Below are 17,285 nucleotides of genomic sequence, written 5' to 3'. Positions count from 1 at the left end.
CAGGCCGCCATCGCGAGCAAGCTCGCTCCCACATTGGTTTTGCGGTGGATGGGTTAGCCCCGCCGATCCAGCAGGTTCACCACCACCCGATCCACCAGCCCCCACAACCGCTGCTTGAAACGCTTCCACAATGGCCGGCGCTGCCACGCGTCGAGGCTCACTTGCAGGCTCTGCTCGAAGTCCCGTTCAAAACTGGCCGCCACGGCCTTGCTCAGCCCGGAGTCCAGTGCCTCCAGGTTGGCTTCGAGGTTGAAGCGCAGGTTCCAGTGGTCGAAATTGCACGAGCCGATGCTGACCCAATCGTCCACCAGCACCATTTTCAAGTGCAGGAAACAGGGTTGGTATTCGTAGATTTTCACCCCGGCCTTGAGCAGGCGCGGGTAATAGCGATGGCCGGCGTAACGCACGGACGGATGATCGGTGCGCGGGCCGGTCAGCAGCAGGCGCACATCGATGCCCCGCGCGGCGGCCTTGCGCAGCGAGCGGCGCACGTTCCAGGTCGGCAGGAAATAGGGCGTGGCCATCCAGATGCGTTTCTGGCCACTGTTCAATGCCCGGGACAGTGACTGCAGGATGTCGCGGTGCTGGCGGGCGTCGGCATACGCCACCCGGCCCATGCCCTCGCCCACCGGTGGTACGCGAGGCAGGCGCGGCAAGCCGAAATTGGACGCTGGTTTCCAGGCCCGTCGATGGCGGTTGGCGAGCCATTGGCGGTCGAACAGCAACTGCCAATCGAGCACCAGCGGACCGACGATTTCCACCATCACTTCATGCCAGTCACTGTGGTCATCCAAGGGGTTCCAGAACTCATCGGTCACCCCGGTGCCACCGACCACCGCCAAGCGTTGGTCGACCAGCAGGAGCTTGCGGTGATCGCGGTAGAGATTGCGCACCCAGCGGCGCCAACTCAGGCGATTGTAGAAACGCAGCTCCACGCCCGCCTGGACCAGGCGATTGCGCAGGCCCAGGGTAAACGCCAGGCTGCCATAGTCATCGAACAGGCAGCGCACGCGAACGCCGCGTTCGGCGGCCTGGACGAGGGCCTGGACCATCGCCTCGGCGCACGCGCCCGCCTCCACCAGGTACAACTCCAGTTCGACCTGTTCCTGGGCGCGGGCAATCTCCACCAGCATGCGCGGGAAAAACTGCGGACCGTCGATCAACAGCTCGAAGCGATTGCCTTCGCGCCAAGGGAATACCGGGCCGCTCATGTCAGCGCGCCGTGAAGATCAGTACCGCATTCACCGGCACCGACAAGCTGATGGCCGACAATCCGGCTAATGTCCGAAGCGTTTCCAAACCCGGCGCCAGATCGAAATCCGCTGCGTTGAGCACGACTGGCTCCAGGGTCACGACCTGGAAGCGACGCTCGTCCAGGCGCGTCGCCAGCAGTTGAACGTTGTATTCGTGCTGCTTGCCATGCAAATCCACCGTCACCGGCAGGCGCAGTTCCAGTTGCGCGCCATTGGCCAAATCCTGGATCGGTATCAGGTCGAGCTGCGCAGTGATGGTGGCCTCGGCGAACTGCTTGATTTCAAACAACTCGGCGCGCATGCGCTCGTCCCGCAGGGGAATGCCGCTGTTGATGGATTCGAGTTCGACCTCCAGTCGCGCAAGGCCCTTGGGCTGGACCTGGCCGTGCAGCACGAGGAAACGCTGGACCTCGGAGACGTTGCCGTTTTTGCTGCTGATAAAAGAGAGCCGTGACGACTCGCCATCCAGGTACCAATCGGCCTCGGCCGGCAGCGCGGCGCAGGCCAGCAGCAAGGTGGTGACGATATGGGAGAAAGACCGCTTGAACATACAGACTCGGGGGGCAGATAAACCTGTGGCGAACCTTAACCGGGCCGAGGGCGCTTGCAAACTGTCTTTGTAACAATGCTCCAGCTGGGCTTAGGCGCGCAGATCTATGCAGGAGCTGCGCAGGAGCCGTGTAGGAGCTGCCGAGCGAAGCGAGGCTGCGATCTCTCCCCCAGGCACTTGAATCTCAAGCGAAAGATCAAAAGATCGCAGGCTTCTCCAGCTCCTACAGAGCCCGGAGGAGCAAGCTCCCCTCGCCATTCAGGGTTCCAACCGACACCCCTGCCGCTCCCCCATCCACCGCGCACTGTGGCTGCGCCCCAAGCCGCTGACGGTGATGCGCTTGGCTTCAGGTGTGTCGAGAAAGTCGTGGGTGGGCACCGACTGCTTCACATAGCCGCGGCAATAGTCGGCCGGTTGCTGCATCACATAGCGGCACGAACAATATTCCTTGGCGGTATAGGCGCTGATGATGTCGGGAAACGCGCGCAACGCCACCCGCTCCTGCCAGAACCAACCGGACAGGGCAACCAGCAGCACCGCCATCAAGGTAAGCGACACGTTGCGCATCATGGCTGCACCGTCCCGGCGAAAGCCGCCATGGCGCGCTTGAGCAATTCGTTGTGGCGATAGCTGCCGTCGCGATCGTCGCCGTAGCGCACGATCACCAACCTGGCGCTGGGAATGATGTACAGCGCCTGGCCCCAATGCCCCAGCGCGGCGAAGGTATCCGGTGGCGCATCCCGCCACGGGCGGATCGATGGATCGGCGGCGCGATTGAGCCACCAGTGTCCGCCGGGCACGGCTTCGTCCTGGCCGGCCTGGAAGCGGGTGAAAGGCTCGCGGTTGAACGCAATCCAATCCTTGGGAATCAATTGCCGCTCGCCCCAGCGGCCATCCCGTTGCATCAACAGGCCGACACGCGCCAGGTCCCGAGCCGTGAGATAGGCATAGGACGAACCGACAAAGGTGCCGCTGGCGTCGGTTTCCCAGGTCGCGTGACGGATGCCCAAGGGATCGAACAAGGCTGTCCAGGGATAATCGGCATAGCTCGCCGGGCCGACGATATATGTAAGTGCTGCCGCCAGCAGATTGCTGTCGCCGCTGGAATAGCGGAACACCTGGCCGGGCGGGATGAAGCTGTCGTGCGCGGCGGTGAACGCCGCCATGTCTTGGCGTCCGCGGGTATAGAGCATCGCCACGACCGAAGAATTGAGCGGCGCGTATTCGTAGTCTTCTTGCCAGTCCAGGCCGGACGCCCAATGAAACAGATCGGCCAGGGTCATGCCCGGGTGTCGCTTCAGCGGCGGGTAGTACCGGGCCGCCGGGTCATCCAGGGCAAAGCGTTTTTCACCGTAGGCCACGCCGAACACCGTCGCCAGCAGGCTTTTGCTGATGGACCAGGTCAGGTGCGGGGTCTGTGCGTCAGTCGGTCCGGCGTAGCGTTCGTAGACCAGCCGACCGTCCTGGATCACCAGCAGCGCGTCGGTGCGAATGCCTTGGCGGGTGGCGTCGTCCCGTGGCACGAAGGCGTATTGCTCCAGGGCTTCGATGGCCGGCCCGGTTGGGGTCGGGCCAGTCGGCCATTGCTCGGCGGGCCAGTCTTCGGCCTGGGCCGTCAGGGTCAGCAGTAGGAACGGGAGCAACAACCAGCCTTTGGACATGCACGGGGCTCGCAGAGGTGAACCTTTAAATCCTATTCAGACTCGATGACAGTTTCGAGTGTTGGGCAGTCCCTGTGGGAGCGAACTTGCTCGCGATAGCGGTTCGGCAGTCGCCCTGTTCTTGACTGACACTCCGCCATCGCGAGCAAGCTCGCTCCCACAAGGGTCAGGTGTTTTGGAGGGCTACCCCAACGCCTTGTCCAACCGCTTGGCCCGCGCCCCCGCCGCGATGTCCATCACCGCTTTGTCACGCCCCCACATCTCACGCCACGGCGCAGGTCCACCGGCCAGGGCGTCGTTCAGTTCGGCGTCGAGCCCTTGGAACTGGGCGAACAGCCCACCCAGCAGCACATGCGTGGCAGCACTCGAAGGATTGTGGCGGCTCGCCTCCGCGCAACCGGCGAGCAATGCCAACAGACGCAACCGCAACGCCTGGGGCCAGGCGCATTCCTGGCCGACGCCATACAACCAGGCGGTCATCGCGCTGAGCACGTAAAGGTCTTCCAGGGAACGAAACGGTTTGACGTAGGCGTCCCAGCCGTCACCCGCCAGCAGTTCGCACTGCGCGCCATCCAGCAGCACCCGACCATGGCTGACATCCGGCATGAAGGGCAGGCTCGGGAGTTTTTCCAGCACCACACCCGGTTCGCCTGCGTAGGCCACCGCCAGGCTCAATCGTGCTCGCTCATCTTCCGGCGCCTCGCTTCGGGCCGCGACCAACAGCCATTCGGCCGCATCGCCCGCGGTGACGAAATCCTTGCGTCCGTTCACTCGCAAGTCGGTCAGCCGGGTCTGCATATCCGCCGGTCGCAGGCTGCGCTGCTCGGTGGCACACAACGCGCCGAGGCTTTGCGGCGCGCTCGGCCAAAGCGCCCGCAGCGCCGCCTGGTAGCCCACCAGGAACGCCAGCCCAGGCGTCGCCATCAACCGCGCCCCGACCACGGCCAACTCGAACGGCGTGACCGACCCCAGGCGGTGCAACAACGCGGCATAACCTTCAGCCAGATCCGCCCAGGCGGGCAGCCGCTCGCCGCGTTCGATCAGGGTTTGCCAAGGCATGAGGGCCTCCTTTGTGGGCTGTCATATAAGCATCACCAAAGCTTCATGGCGATGACACCGGGGCTACATAGCCTGACTTTGCACAACATGGCTGCATAAAGAAAGTCGATTGGCTCAACCCAAGACGACAGCCCGCACGGAGATTCGCTATGACCCAGATCGCCCGCATCCGCGACACCGGCAATGAACGCCGCCTGCAAGCCGAACGCCTGATCGGCGCCCAGGCCTTGCAAGAAGCACAGGCCCTGCGCTTCAACGTCTTCAGCGGCGAATTCAACGCCAAGCTCAAAGGCGCGGAAATGGGTCTGGACATGGATGACTATGATGTTCACTGCGCCCACATCGGCGTACGCGACCTGAACACCGGCCGCCTCGTGGCGACCACCCGACTGCTTGATCACCAGGCTGCCAGCAGCCTGGGCCGGTTCTACAGCGAAGAAGAATTCGCCCTCCACGGCCTGGTTCATCTGCAAGGCCCGATCCTGGAAATCGGCCGTACCTGCGTCGACCCGGCCTACCGCAACGGCGGCACCATCGCGGTGCTCTGGGGCGAACTGGCCGAAGTCCTCAACGAAGGCGGCTACAGCTACCTGATGGGTTGCGCGAGCATCCCCATGCAGGACGGCGGCATCCAGGCCCAGGCGATCATGCAGCGCCTGCGCGAACGCTACCTGTGCACCGAACACCTGCAGGCGGTGCCGAAAAAGCCCCTGCCGAGCCTGGACGTACCGTCCAACGTCATCGCCGAGATGCCACCGTTGCTCAAGGCCTACATGCGCCTGGGCGCGAAGATCTGCGGCGAGCCGTGCTGGGATGAAGATTTCCAGGTGGCCGACGTGTTCATCCTGCTCAAGCGCGACGAACTCTGCCCACGCTACGCCCGTCACTTCAAGGCTGCGGTCTGATGAGCCGGTTGCGGGTGTACGCGCGCATCGCGCGAGTATTGCTGGTGGTTGCGCTGGGCCTGGGCATGGCCAGCGTGTTCGGCCTGTTCGAACGCCTGGGCATTGCCAACTCCATGGTCCGTCGCCAGCGTTGGTCGCGATTTTTCATGACGCGGTTGACCAATGCCCTGCCCTTTTCGGTGACGGTCCACGGCCAACTGCCCCGCCAGCCGATGCTGTGGGTCAGCAACCATGTGTCCTGGACCGACATTCCGCTGCTGGGCATGCTCACGCCGCTGTCGTTCCTGTCCAAGGCCGAAGTGCGCACCTGGCCGGTGGCCGGCTGGCTGGCTGCCAAGGCCGGCAGCCTGTTCATCCGTCGCGGTTCGGGCGACAGCCAGCTGATCCGCAAACAGATGAGCCGTCATCTTGAACAGGCTCATCCGCTGTTGATGTTCCCGGAAGGCACCACCACCGATGGCCGTTCGCTGCGCACCTTCCACGGTCGCCTGTTGTCGGCGGCCATCGATGCCGACGTCGCGTTGCAACCGGTGGCGATCCGTTACCTGCGCAACGGCGAACCGGATTCACTGGCCCCGTTCATTGGTGACGATGATTTGCTGTCGCACCTGATGCGGCTGTTCGCCAATGATCGTGGCGACGTGGAAATCCATCTGCTGGAACCGATTGCCTGCCACGGCCAGGAACGCGCGGCGCTGGCGTTCCAGGCGCAGCAGGCGGTGCACAGGGCGTTGTTTGGCGAGATGCCAGAGAAGCAGCCAGTGCCGGTGCGGCCGGCGGCGATTGCGGCTTGATCCGTGTGAGATCCCTGTGGGAGCGAGCTTGCTCGCGATAGCGATTCAACATTCAGCAGATGTTCTGGCTGATATACCGCTATCGCGAGCAAGCTCGCTCCCACATGGGTTCATGGTGTGACTTGGTTTCGCACAAAATCCTGAAGCTGCGGATAGAACAACCGAAAGTCCTCGCTCAACGGCTCGTAAAGCTGGACCAACTCCCCCATCGCCCCCGCCAGCGCCTCCGGCCGTGACAAGCGCCGGGAAATGCCGCGCAGCACCTGCCCGATCACCTCGAATTCCTGATAGGACCCCAGCCAGTCATCCGCCGCCATGAACGGTGCGATGTGCGCCAGGCGCCCCGGCAACTGCGGTTCGGCGGCGAGAACCTGGTAGACGCGGGAGGTGAAGTCCATCAGCGGCCCCTCACCGTACAGCGTCCAATCCCGGGCCAGGCAATGGTCGAAAAACACATCGAGCACGATCCCGGCATAACGCCGTCGCACCGTGGAAAAGCGCGACAAGGCGATATCCACCAACGGATGGCGATCGGTGTACATGTCGATGCGTCGATGCAGGGCAATCGCTGCTTCGATCCGCGGGTCGAATTGCCCTTGCAGCGGCCCTTTGACGAAGTCGCCATAGAGGCTGCCGAGCAGTTGTTCCCGGCCAGGGCCGCCGAGGTGCAGGTGCGCGAGGTAGTTCATGGCGGGCAGCTTAGCACCACCGCGCCCATATCGTTATAACCCGATATAGCGATTTGTTCGGGGTTCAGATCAAATACATATTGGTATATCGCGAAATAACGATTTAAGGTTCGCCTCATCGCGATATAGCGTTTTACTCACCCGAGCCTGCCACCATGACCCTCGACCTCGACGAAATAATAAAAGCCCTGGCGCACCCAGTACGGCGAGACATCCTCAACTGGCTCAAGGACCCCAAGGTCCAGTTTCCCGAGCAGTTGCACAACCATGAATTCGGCATTTGTGCCGGCCAGATCGACCAGCGTTGCGGCCTGTCGCAATCCACGGTCTCCGCGCATCTGGCGGTGTTGCAACGGGCCGGGTTGATCACCAGCCAGAAGGTCGGTCAGTGGCACTTCTTCAAACGCAACGAAGACGTGATCCAGCAGTTCCTCAAGCAAATGAGCCAAGAGCTCTGACCTGACAAGGATTCGACATGCCCCTTTCCCTCTTCATCCTGGCGCTGAGCGCCTTCGCCATCGGCACGACGGAATTCGTCATCATGGGCCTGTTGCCCGATGTAGCGGCGGACCTCGGCGTGTCGATTCCCGGCGCCGGCTGGCTGGTGACCGGCTACGCCCTGGGCGTGGCGATGGGTGCGCCATTCATGGCCCTGGCCACCGCGCGGCTGCCGCGCAAGGCCGCGCTGGTGGCGCTGATGGGGATTTTCATCATTGGCAACCTGCTCTGCGCCGTCGCCAGCGACTACAACGTGCTGATGTTTGCGCGAGTCGTCACCGCCCTGTGCCACGGTGCGTTCTTCGGCATCGGTTCGGTGGTGGCGGCCGGCCTGGTGGCGCCGAACAAGCGTGCCTCGGCCGTGGCCCTGATGTTCACCGGCCTGACCCTGGCCAACGTGCTTGGCGTACCGCTGGGCACCGCGTTGGGCCAGCAAGCCGGCTGGCGTTCGACCTTCTGGGCGGTGACGATCATCGGCGTAGTCGCCCTGATCGGCCTGATTCGCTTCCTGCCGGCCAAGCGCGACGAGGAAAAACTCGACATGCGTTCGGAACTGGTGGCGCTCAAAGGGGCGGGCCTGTGGCTGTCGTTGAGCATGACCGCGCTGTTCTCCGCCTCGGTGTTCACCCTGTTCACCTATGTCGCCCCGCTGCTCGGTGAAGTGACCGGCGTATCGCCCCGTGGCGTGACGTGGACCCTGGTGCTGATCGGCCTTGGCCTGACCCTGGGCAACATCATCGGCGGCAAGCTGGCGGACAAGAGCCTGGCGAACACGCTGATGGGCGTTTTCCTGACCATGGCGGTGGTGTCCACCGTATTGAGCTGGACCAGCGTGGCGCTGATCCCGACCGAAATCACGCTGTTCCTCTGGGCCACCGCCTGTTTCGCCGCAGTGCCGGCACTGCAGGTCAACGTGGTGACCTTCGGCAAAGACGCACCCAACCTGGTGTCCACCCTGAATATCGGCGCCTTCAACATCGGCAATGCCTTGGGCGCCTGGGTCGGCGGCAGTGTCATCGACCATGGCCTGGGCCTGACTTCCGTGCCCCTGGCGGCGGGCGCGCTGGCCGTGCTCGCGCTGCTGGTGACCCTGATCACTTTCCGCCAGGGCGGCAATGCCGACCTGGCCCCTGCCACTCACTGACTTTTAATCCTTCACTTGCGAGGTTGTATTTCATGGCAACTATTTTCGACCCCATCAAACTCGGCGACATCGAGCTGAAGAACCGCATCATCATGGCCCCGCTCACCCGCTGCCGTGCTGACGCGGGCCGCGTACCCAACGCCTTGATGGCCGAGTACTACGTCCAACGCGCCTCCGCCGGCCTGATCCTCAGCGAAGCCACCTCCGTCACACCGATGGGCGTGGGCTACCCCGATACCCCAGGCATCTGGTCCAACGACCAAGTGCGTGGCTGGAGCAACATCACCAAAGCAGTCCACGGCGCTGGCGGCAAGATTTTCCTGCAACTTTGGCACGTCGGCCGGATCTCCCACCCTTCGTACTTGGACGGTGAATTGCCGGTGGCGCCGAGCGCCATCCAGCCCAAGGGCCACGTGAGCCTGGTGCGCCCGTTGGCCGACTACCCGACGCCCCGCGCCTTGGAAACCGCTGAAATCGCCGACATCATCGACGCCTACCGCGTGGGTGCCGAAAACGCCAAGGCCGCCGGTTTCGACGGCGTGGAAATCCACGGCGCCAACGGTTACCTGCTCGATCAGTTCCTGCAAAGCAGCACCAACCAGCGCACCGACAACTACGGCGGCTCCCTGGAGAACCGTGCACGCCTGCTGCTGGAAGTCACCGACGCCGCCATCGAAATCTGGGGCGCCGGCCGAGTTGGGGTGCACCTGGCGCCACGCGCAGACTCCCATGACATGGGCGACGAGAATCGTCTGGAAACCTTCAGCTACGTGGCCCGCGAACTGGGCAAGCGTGGCATTGCCTTCATCTGCTCCCGCGAGAAAGAAGGCGAAGACAGCATAGGCCCACAGCTCAAGCAAGCCTTCGGCGGCCCATACATTGCCAACGAACGCTTCACCAAAGAGAGCGCCAATGCCTGGCTGGCAGAGGGCAAGGCTGACGCCGTGGCGTTCGGCGTGCCGTTCATTGCCAATCCGGACCTCCCAGCACGCTTGAAAGCCGACGCGCCATTGAACGAGCCGCATCCCGAAACGTTCTATGGCAAGGGACCCGTGGGTTATATCGATTACCCAGTAATGTAAATAACCTGCCCCATCAAAAGCCCCGACTTCAAAGAGCCGGGGCTTTTTTATGAGTTAAATATTTAGTCAAGATCAATGAGTTTTAAAAAATACCGCCGCCCATCATATTGTTCTCGTCGACACAACAAAACGGCCGACCAACAACTTTCAATAACGATTCAGAGAGAACAAATATGAGTACTCCTCCGCAAACACCCGAACAAAACCAACTAACAGATTCTACAGAAATGGAAACGCTCCATGAACATTACGACAAGCAGATCCAGGCCCTGGAGGCGGCACCGAGCCAAGAAGGTAAAACACGCTTCATTTTAAAAATGGTCAACAATTCCGAGCACGCTTTCGATGTTAGTGAACACAGTCTTAACCTGAACGCCGACATCCTAGCCTCGCTGCAACTATCCGATAAAGATGTCACCGCCTTCGCACAGGACTTTCCTTACGTCCGTAAACTGGGTTCGCCAAGCAAGACCATGTATCGTCACTTCATCGTGTTCGGCGACCAGACATTAGGAGTACGCGTTGAATTTGGTTTGCGCGTGAACACTTCATTCGGTGTCTTTACACCAACGATTAAACCGGTGCGAACATGCAAAGTTACGTCTACCGGTTCTATTCCAATCGCTTGCACTGCCCGAATCACACGTGCATTAACGACCGATCCGTACAGCTTTAGTATGGTGGTCACGCTGGGCTGATCGATTCGTTACCCGGCATGCCGGTGGGCCAGCTGGAAGCCTGGTGGCACGTTAGCGCAACAATTCCACTACAAAATTCAGCGCCCGCTATCTATCCACGCTCTAGCATGCCCTTATAAAGTATCCCGCCCGTGGCAATTCTGGCGGGGTACGTCCGGGTCTGGTATTGACACAAACCGACTCAATTACGCATTTGTTTCATTTGCGCAGGCTGGGGCTCAGGTGCAGCATATCCAGCCCGATCTGCACCCAGCGCTCGGCCTCGCCCGCCAGCGCGAAGCTGTCGGGGGCCAGCAACCATTGATAGAGGATGCCGTCGATATAGGCATGAATGGCCACCGCAGCCCTTTCAGGGTCCAGGTCCTCCGGCAGCTGGCCGCGTTTCATGGCATTGCGCAACGACAATGCGATGCGCACGTTGCAATCGAGGCTGACCTGGCGTCGCTGTTGTCGCAAGTCGCACATTTCATCGGTGAATTCGCACTTATGGAACAAAATTTCATTGATGCGCCGGGTCTTCGGGTCCAGGGCCACTTGCTGGAACAGCCGCACCAGCAGCTTGCGCACACACCCCAAGGGATCAAGTTCCTCTTCGTTCTCGCTGGCGCGGGCCAGCTCATCGAGCGGTTCATGCAACGTATCGAGCATGGCCTGGAGCAGATCCGCCTTGTTGCTGAAATGCCAATAGATGGCACCTCGCGTCACGCCGGCCAACGTCGCGATGTCAGCCAATGTCGTACGCGCCACGCCTCGCTCGAAAAACGCTTTTTCGGCCGCTTCGAGTATCTGGTTGCGAGTCTCCAGAGCCTCCTCTTTGGTACGACGGACCATGGCAGTAAACACCTCAATCAGGATGCGTAAGCGATGCGAAAGGTTCGGCATGACAATCCATGAGGCGGCGCCCGTCGAAATGCGCTCCCGATTCGCATCGGCCTTTGTAAGGCTTTTGTAAATACGGATGGTACGCAATTTGGCTGTTTACAAACAACCGTGTACGTAAGTATATTTCTTAGCATCCTACTAATTGCTTATCTTGCTCTTTTTTACCTTCCACCTTCGAGCGCGCCTGTTACGCGCCTGGACCCGAGGATTTCCATGCAATTCAAGCCAGCTGTTACCGCTCTGGTCACTGCCATCGCCCTGGCATCGCTGCTCAGCGGATGCAAAAAGGAAGAGGCTGCGCCTGCGCCTCCTCCTCCTCAGGTCGGTGTGGTAACCCTCAAGACCCAGCCCTTTACCCTGACCTCCGAACTGCCGGGCCGCACCAGTGCGTTCCGCGTCGCGGAAGTGCGCCCGCAGGTCAACGGCATCATCCTCAAGCGTCTTTTCAAGGAAGGTGCTGACGTCAAGGCCGGCCAGCAGCTCTACCAGATCGACCCAGCCGTTTATGAAGCGACCCTCAAGAGTGCCGAGGCCAACCTGCGCTCCACCAAGTCGATTGCCGATCGCTATAAGCAGTTGGTGGACGAACAGGCTGTGAGCCGCCAGGAATACGACACGGCCGTGGCCAATCGCCTGGAGTCGGAAGCCAATCTCCAGACCGCACAGATCAACGTGCGCTACACCAAGGTCTATGCGCCGATTTCCGGTCGCATCGGTCGCTCCTCGGTGACTGAAGGCGCCTTGGTAAGCAACGGTCAGACCGATGCCTTGGCGACCATCCAACAACTGGACCCGATCTACGTTGACGTGACGCAGAGCTCCGTCGAGCTCCTGCAATTGCGCCGCGAACTGGAAAGTGGCCGCCTGCAGAAGGCTGGCGAGAACGCGGCCATGGTCAAGCTGACCCTGGAAGACGGCAGCCAGTATCCGCACGAAGGCAAACTGGAATTCTCCGAAGTCTCGGTCGACCAGACCACCGGCTCCGTGACCTTGCGCGCCGTGTTCCCCAACCCTGACCACACCCTGCTGCCGGGCATGTTCGTCCATGCACAACTACAGGCCGGCGTGAACAGCGCGGCGATCCTCGCTCCGCAGCAAGGCGTGACCCGCGACCTCAAGGGTACGCCGACCGCTTTGGTCGTTGGCGCTGACAACAAGGTCGAACTGCGTCAACTCAAGGCCAGCCGCACCGTCGGCAGCCAATGGCTGATCGAAGACGGGCTCAAGGCCGGCGATCGCGTGATCACCGAAGGGTTGCAGTTCGTACGCCCGGGCGTGGAAGTCAAAGCCACCGAGGCCACCAACGTCAATACCAAGAACCCGGCCCCCGCACAGGCAGCTGATAAAGCCGCCGGCGGCAAAGGGGAGTAAACCATGTCGAAATTCTTTATCGACCGTCCGATTTTCGCCTGGGTGATCGCCCTGGTGATCATGCTGGTCGGGGCTCTGTCGATCCTCAAGTTGCCGATCAACCAGTACCCGAGCATTGCGCCGCCGGCCATTGCGATCCAGGTGACCTACCCGGGCGCATCCGCGCAAACCGTGCAGGACACCGTGGTGCAGGTGATCGAGCAGCAGCTCAACGGCATCGACAACCTGCGTTATGTATCGTCGGAAAGTAACTCCGACGGCAGCATGACCATCACTGCCACCTTCGAGCAAGGCACCAACTCCGATACCGCGCAGGTCCAGGTCCAGAACAAGCTGAACCTGGCCACCCCGCTGCTGCCGCAAGAAGTGCAGCAACAAGGCATCCGCGTGACCAAGTCAGTGAGAAACTTCCTGATGGTGATCGGCGTGGTGTCGCGCGACGGCAGCATGACCCGGGAAGACCTGTCCAACTACATCGTGTCCAACATGCAGGACCCGATCTCGCGGACCAAGGGCGTCGGTGACTTCCAGGTCTTCGGGGCCCAGTACGCGATGCGGATCTGGCTCGACCCGGCCAAGCTGAACAACTTCAACCTGACCCCGGTGGACGTGAGCAACGCCATTTCCGCGCAGAACGTCCAGGTCTCGTCCGGCCAACTCGGCGGCTTGCCTGCCGTACCCGGTCAACAATTGAACGCCACCATCATCGGCAAGACCCGCCTGCAAACCGCCGAGCAGTTCAAGGCCATCTTGCTCAAGGTCAATCCGGACGGCTCGCAAGTGCGTGTCGGCGACGTGGCGGATGTTGGCCTGGGTGGTGAGAGCTACGCCATTAATGCCCAGTTCAACGGCCTCCCGGCCTCCGGCCTGGCGGTGCGGCTGGCCACTGGCGCCAACGCCCTCGACACGGCCAAGGCCCTGCGCCAGACCGTGGAAAATCTCAAGCCGTTCTTCCCGCAAGGCCTGGAAGTGGTGTTCCCCTACGACACCACGCCGGTGGTGAGCGAGTCGATCAAGGGTGTGGTTGAAACCCTGGTCGAAGCGGTCGCGCTGGTGTTCCTGGTCATGTTCCTGTTCCTGCAGAATTTCCGCGCCACCATCATCACCACGATGACCGTACCGGTGGTGCTGCTGGGGACCTTCGGGATCCTCGCGGCGTTCGGTTTCAGCATCAACACCTTGACCATGTTCGGCATGGTGCTGGCCATCGGCTTGCTGGTGGACGACGCCATCGTCGTGGTGGAAAACGTCGAACGGGTGATGAGCGAAGAAGGCCTGTCGCCCAAGGAAGCCACCAAGAAATCCATGGGCCAGATCCAGGGTGCCCTGGTGGGTATCGCCCTGGTGCTTTCGGCAGTACTGCTGCCGATGGCGTTCTTCGGCGGCTCCACCGGCGTGATCTACAAGCAGTTTTCCATCACTATCGTCTCGGCCATGGCCCTGTCGGTACTGGTGGCGCTTATTTTCACCCCTGCCCTGTGCGCCACCATGCTCAAAGCCATTCCAAAAGGCGAGCACGGCGTACCAAAACGCGGATTCTTCGGCTGGTTCAACCGCAACTTCGATCGTAGCGTGATGAGCTACGAACGTGGCGTTGGCAATATTCTGCGCAACAAGGCCCCGTATCTGCTGGTCTACGTAATCATCTTCGCCGGCATGATCTGGCTGTTCATGCGCATCCCCTCCTCGTTCCTCCCGGAAGAAGACCAGGGCGTGTTGTTTGCCCAAGTGCAGACACCGGCCGGGTCCAGCGCCGAGCGTACCCAGGTGGTGGTGGACAAGATGCGGGAGTTCCTGCTGCGTCCGAGCAAGGATGGCGGTGAAGGTGATGGCGTGGCCTCGGTGTTCACCGTGACCGGCTTCAACTTCGCCGGTCGAGGCCAGAGTTCCGGCCTGGCATTCATCATGCTCAAACCGTGGGAAGAGCGTAACGCTGACAACTCCGTGTTCAAGATCGCTGGCCGCGCCCAACAACATTTCTTCACCTTCCGCGACGCAATGGTGTTCGCCTTCGCTCCACCGGCGGTGATGGAACTGGGTAACGCCACCGGTTTCGACGTATTCCTGCAAGACCGTGCCGGTATCGGTCACGAAAAGTTGATGGAAGCCCGTAACCAGTTCCTGGGCATGGCATCCCAGAGCAAGGTACTGGCCCAGGTGCGTCCGAACGGCCTGAACGACGAACCGCAATACCAGTTGGAGATCGATGACGAGAAGGCCAGCGCGCTGGGCATCACCTTGTCTGATATCAACAACACCCTGTCGATTGCCCTGGGCAGTAGCTACGTGAACGACTTCATCGACCGCGGTCGGGTGAAGAAGGTGTACGTGCAAGGCCAGCCTGGTGCGCGCATGAGCCCCGAAGACCTGAAGAAGTGGTACGTGCGCAACAGCGCCGGGACCATGGTGCCATTCACTGCATTCGCCAAGGGTGAGTGGGTGTACGGATCGCCCAAGCTGGCTCGTTACAACGGTGTGGAAGCCATGGAAATCCTCGGAACCCCGGCGCCGGGCTACTCCACGGGTGAAGCCATGGCCGAAGTCGAAGCACTGGCCAAGAAGCTGCCAGCCGGTGTTGGTATTTCCTGGACGGGCCTGTCGTACGAAGAACGATTGGCTGGCTCCCAGGCACCAGCGTTGTTCGCGCTGTCCATCCTGATGGTGTTCCTGTGCCTGGCGGCGCTGTATGAAAGCTGGTCGATTCCGATCGCGGTCGTGCTCGTCGTCCCGCTGGGGATTGTCGGTGCGTTGATGGCGACCAGCCTGCGTGGTCTTTCCAACGACGTGTACTTCCTGGTAGGTCTGTTGACCACCATCGGTCTGGCAGCGAAAAACGCCATTCTGATCGTCGAGTTCGCCAAAGACCTGCATGAACAGGGCAAGAGTTTGCAGGAGGCCGCCATTGAGGCCTGCCGCATGCGTTTGCGCCCGATCATCATGACGTCCCTGGCTTTCGTCCTCGGGGTGGTGCCACTGGCCATTTCCACGGGTGCCGGCTCGGGCAGCCAACACGCCATCGGTACCGTGGTGATTGGCGGTATGATCACCGCCACCATCCTGGCTATTTTCTGGGTGCCATTGTTCTTCGTGACCGTGTCGTCGATAGGCCGTCGAAAAAATACCGACGAGCACGACACTCCTGAAACTTCCAAAGAGGCTGGCCAATGAGCAAGTCGCTACTTTCCCTGACCATCGCCGCCGTCGTGCTCAGCGGTTGCTCGCTGATCCCCGACTATCAGCGGCCCGAAGCACCGGTCGCGGCGCAGTACCCGCAAGGCCCGGCCTACGAGCCGGCCAATGCGCCCGGCCAAGCTGCCGCCGAGCAAGGCTGGAAGCAGTTTTTCCATGACCCGGCGTTGCAACAGCTGATCCAGGTCGCCCTGGAAAACAACCGCGACCTGCGCGTCGCGGCGCTGAACATCGATGCCTACGCCGCGCAATACCGCATCCAGCGCGCGGACCTGTTCCCGGCGGTCTCGGCCACCGGCTCCGGCAGCCGCCAGCGGGTACCGGCACGGGCCTCGCAAACCGGTGAAGCGGCGATCAGCAGTTCCTACTCGGCAACGCTGGGCATCAGCGCCTATGAACTGGACCTGTTCGGTCGGGTTCGCAGCCTGAGCGAGCAAGCGCTGCAAAGCTACTTCGCCACCGAAGAAGCCCGCCGCAGCACCCAGATCAGCCTGGTGGCCAACGTCGCCAACGCCTACCTGACCTGGCAGGCCGACAAGGAACTGCTCAAGTTGACCCAGGAAACCTTGGGCACCTACGAGCAGAGCCTGAAGCTGACTTCGCGCAGCGCCGAAGTCGGGGTGGCCTCGGCCCTGGACCTGAGCCAGGCGCGCACGGCGGTGGAAAACGCCCGCGTGCAACTGGCCCGCTACACCCGCCAGGTGGCCCAGGATGAAAACAGCCTGACCCTGCTGCTGGGCACCGGCCTGCCGGCGAACCTGAGCTCCCAGCCGCTGAGCGATGACCTGCTTAGCGAAGTGCCGGCCGGTCTGCCATCGGACCTGCTGCAACGTCGTCCGGACATCCTCCAGGCCGAACGCAACCTGCTCGCCGCCAACGCCAACATCGGCGCCGCGCGGGCCGCGTTCTTCCCGAGCATCAGCCTGACGGCCAACGCCGGCACCCTGAGCCCGGACCTGTCCGGCCTGTTCAAGGGCGGTTCAGGCACCTGGACCTTCGCGCCGCAGATCAACCTGCCGATCTTCAACGCCGGCAGCCTGCGGGCCAGCCTGGATTACGCCAAGATCCAGAAAGACATCAACGTCGCGCAGTACGAGAAGTCGATTCAGACGGCGTTCCAGGAAGTCTCCGACGGCCTGGCCGCGCGCCAGACCTACAACGAACAGTTGCAGGCCCAGACCGACTTCGTCGCCGCCAACCAGGACTACTACCGCCTGGCCGAGCGTCGCTACCGCATCGGCGTCGACAGCAACCTGACCTTCCTCGACGCCCAGCGCCAGTTGTTCAGCGCACAACAATCGCTGATCACCGACCGCCTTGCGCAACTGACCAGCGAGGTCAATTTGTACAAGGCCCTGGGCGGTGGCTGGAATGCCGAGACGGGCAAGAGCGAACCGGTGGCGGAGAAAGCGCCGGAGACGAAGTTGTTCTGATCTGATGCCTGAGTGTTGAAACACGAAGCCCACCGAAAGGTGGGCTTTTTGTTTGTATGCGCTTTAACGCTGGCCTA

16 protein-coding genes are annotated in these 17,285 nt (G+C 61.7%); 9 read left to right on the top strand and 7 right to left on the bottom strand.

The features are described 5' to 3' along the window. Positions 1 to 53 precede the first annotated feature (53 nt). From M8Q45_RS03950 to M8Q45_RS03930, 5 genes are all read right to left on the bottom strand, one after another. Positions 54 to 1,211, bottom strand: a complete 1,158-nt coding sequence (locus tag M8Q45_RS03950) for a phospholipase D-like domain-containing protein (RefSeq protein WP_249873652.1) — start codon at positions 1,209 to 1,211, stop codon at positions 54 to 56. A gap of 1 nt (position 1,212) precedes the next feature. Further along, positions 1,213 to 1,803, bottom strand: coding sequence for a YceI family protein (locus M8Q45_RS03945; protein WP_249873651.1), 591 nt, complete (start codon positions 1,801 to 1,803; stop codon positions 1,213 to 1,215). A gap of 258 nt (positions 1,804 to 2,061) precedes the next feature. Next, positions 2,062 to 2,373: an amidase gene (locus tag M8Q45_RS03940; RefSeq protein ID WP_249873650.1), complete on the bottom strand. Its 312-nt coding sequence runs from the start codon at positions 2,371 to 2,373 to the stop codon at positions 2,062 to 2,064. Continuing rightward, positions 2,370 to 3,464 (bottom strand): serine hydrolase domain-containing protein, encoded by a 1,095-nt coding sequence (locus M8Q45_RS03935; protein WP_249873649.1) that lies wholly within the window; start codon positions 3,462 to 3,464, stop codon positions 2,370 to 2,372. Before M8Q45_RS03935 ends, M8Q45_RS03940 begins: the two co-directional genes overlap by 4 nt. A gap of 183 nt (positions 3,465 to 3,647) precedes the next feature. Then, positions 3,648 to 4,523 carry an acyl-CoA dehydrogenase family protein gene (locus M8Q45_RS03930; protein WP_249873648.1) on the bottom strand — a complete coding sequence of 292 codons (876 nt, stop codon included), beginning with the start codon at positions 4,521 to 4,523 and terminating at the stop codon, positions 3,648 to 3,650. Between the two features lie 149 nt (positions 4,524 to 4,672). Here M8Q45_RS03930 and olsB point away from each other — a divergent pair, with 149 nt between their 5' ends. Next, entirely contained in the window at positions 4,673 to 5,428 is a 756-nt protein-coding gene (olsB, locus tag M8Q45_RS03925; protein WP_249873647.1) for an L-ornithine N(alpha)-acyltransferase, read from the top strand. Continuing rightward, the gene (locus tag M8Q45_RS03920) at positions 5,428 to 6,222 is read left to right on the top strand and encodes a lysophospholipid acyltransferase family protein (protein WP_181286588.1); all 795 of its coding nucleotides are present in this window, start codon (positions 5,428 to 5,430) and stop codon (positions 6,220 to 6,222) included. Before olsB ends, M8Q45_RS03920 begins: the two co-directional genes overlap by 1 nt. A 110-nt stretch (positions 6,223 to 6,332) precedes the next feature. Here the strand turns inward: M8Q45_RS03920 and M8Q45_RS03915 are convergent, their stop codons facing one another. After that, the gene (locus tag M8Q45_RS03915) at positions 6,333 to 6,911 is read right to left on the bottom strand and encodes an acyl carrier protein phosphodiesterase (protein ID WP_249873646.1); all 579 of its coding nucleotides are present in this window, start codon (positions 6,909 to 6,911) and stop codon (positions 6,333 to 6,335) included. 155 nt (positions 6,912 to 7,066) lie between these two features. Here M8Q45_RS03915 and M8Q45_RS03910 point away from each other — a divergent pair, with 155 nt between their 5' ends. The 4 genes from M8Q45_RS03910 to M8Q45_RS03895 all read left to right on the top strand — a co-directional run bounded on the left by M8Q45_RS03910 (position 7,067) and on the right by M8Q45_RS03895 (position 10,333). Then, positions 7,067 to 7,369, top strand: coding sequence for an ArsR/SmtB family transcription factor (locus tag M8Q45_RS03910; RefSeq protein WP_014336977.1), 303 nt, complete (start codon positions 7,067 to 7,069; stop codon positions 7,367 to 7,369). A 17-nt stretch (positions 7,370 to 7,386) separates the two neighbouring features. Continuing rightward, a complete protein-coding gene (locus M8Q45_RS03905) occupies positions 7,387 to 8,553 on the top strand; it encodes an MFS transporter (RefSeq protein WP_249873645.1) in 1,167 nt (388 codons plus the stop codon). Between the two features lie 32 nt (positions 8,554 to 8,585). Further along, positions 8,586 to 9,635, top strand: a complete 1,050-nt coding sequence (locus tag M8Q45_RS03900; RefSeq protein ID WP_249873644.1) for an alkene reductase — start codon at positions 8,586 to 8,588, stop codon at positions 9,633 to 9,635. Positions 9,636 to 9,808: 173 nt separating this feature from the next. Continuing rightward, positions 9,809 to 10,333 carry a hypothetical protein gene (locus tag M8Q45_RS03895; protein ID WP_249873643.1) on the top strand — a complete coding sequence of 175 codons (525 nt, stop codon included), beginning with the start codon at positions 9,809 to 9,811 and terminating at the stop codon, positions 10,331 to 10,333. 198 nt (positions 10,334 to 10,531) lie between these two features. On the opposite strand, the gene M8Q45_RS03890 is transcribed toward M8Q45_RS03895, so the two are convergent. Next, positions 10,532 to 11,164, bottom strand: coding sequence for a TetR family transcriptional regulator (locus M8Q45_RS03890; RefSeq protein ID WP_249873642.1), 633 nt, complete (start codon positions 11,162 to 11,164; stop codon positions 10,532 to 10,534). 264 nt (positions 11,165 to 11,428) lie between these two features. Here M8Q45_RS03890 and M8Q45_RS03885 point away from each other — a divergent pair, with 264 nt between their 5' ends. From M8Q45_RS03885 to adeC, 3 genes are read left to right on the top strand one after another with little or no spacing between them, the layout of a single operon-like run. Then, complete coding sequence (locus M8Q45_RS03885) at positions 11,429 to 12,586, top strand: efflux RND transporter periplasmic adaptor subunit (protein WP_249873641.1); 1,158 nt, start codon at positions 11,429 to 11,431, stop codon at positions 12,584 to 12,586. 3 nt (positions 12,587 to 12,589) lie between these two features. Then, a complete protein-coding gene (gene emhB, locus M8Q45_RS03880) occupies positions 12,590 to 15,754 on the top strand; it encodes an efflux RND transporter permease subunit EmhB (RefSeq protein WP_249873640.1) in 3,165 nt (1,054 codons plus the stop codon). Next, positions 15,751 to 17,208, top strand: a complete 1,458-nt coding sequence (gene adeC, locus M8Q45_RS03875; RefSeq protein ID WP_249873639.1) for an AdeC/AdeK/OprM family multidrug efflux complex outer membrane factor — start codon at positions 15,751 to 15,753, stop codon at positions 17,206 to 17,208. Before emhB ends, adeC begins: the two co-directional genes overlap by 4 nt. The last annotated feature ends 77 nt before the right edge of the window (positions 17,209 to 17,285 follow it).

It is taken from the genome of Pseudomonas sp. T1.Ur (assembly GCF_023516725.1).
Classification (GTDB): Bacteria; Pseudomonadota; Gammaproteobacteria; order Pseudomonadales; family Pseudomonadaceae; genus Aquipseudomonas; species Aquipseudomonas alvandae.
Note: the sequence above shows the minus strand (reverse complement) of the source record. Positions and strands in the feature narration are given on the sequence as shown.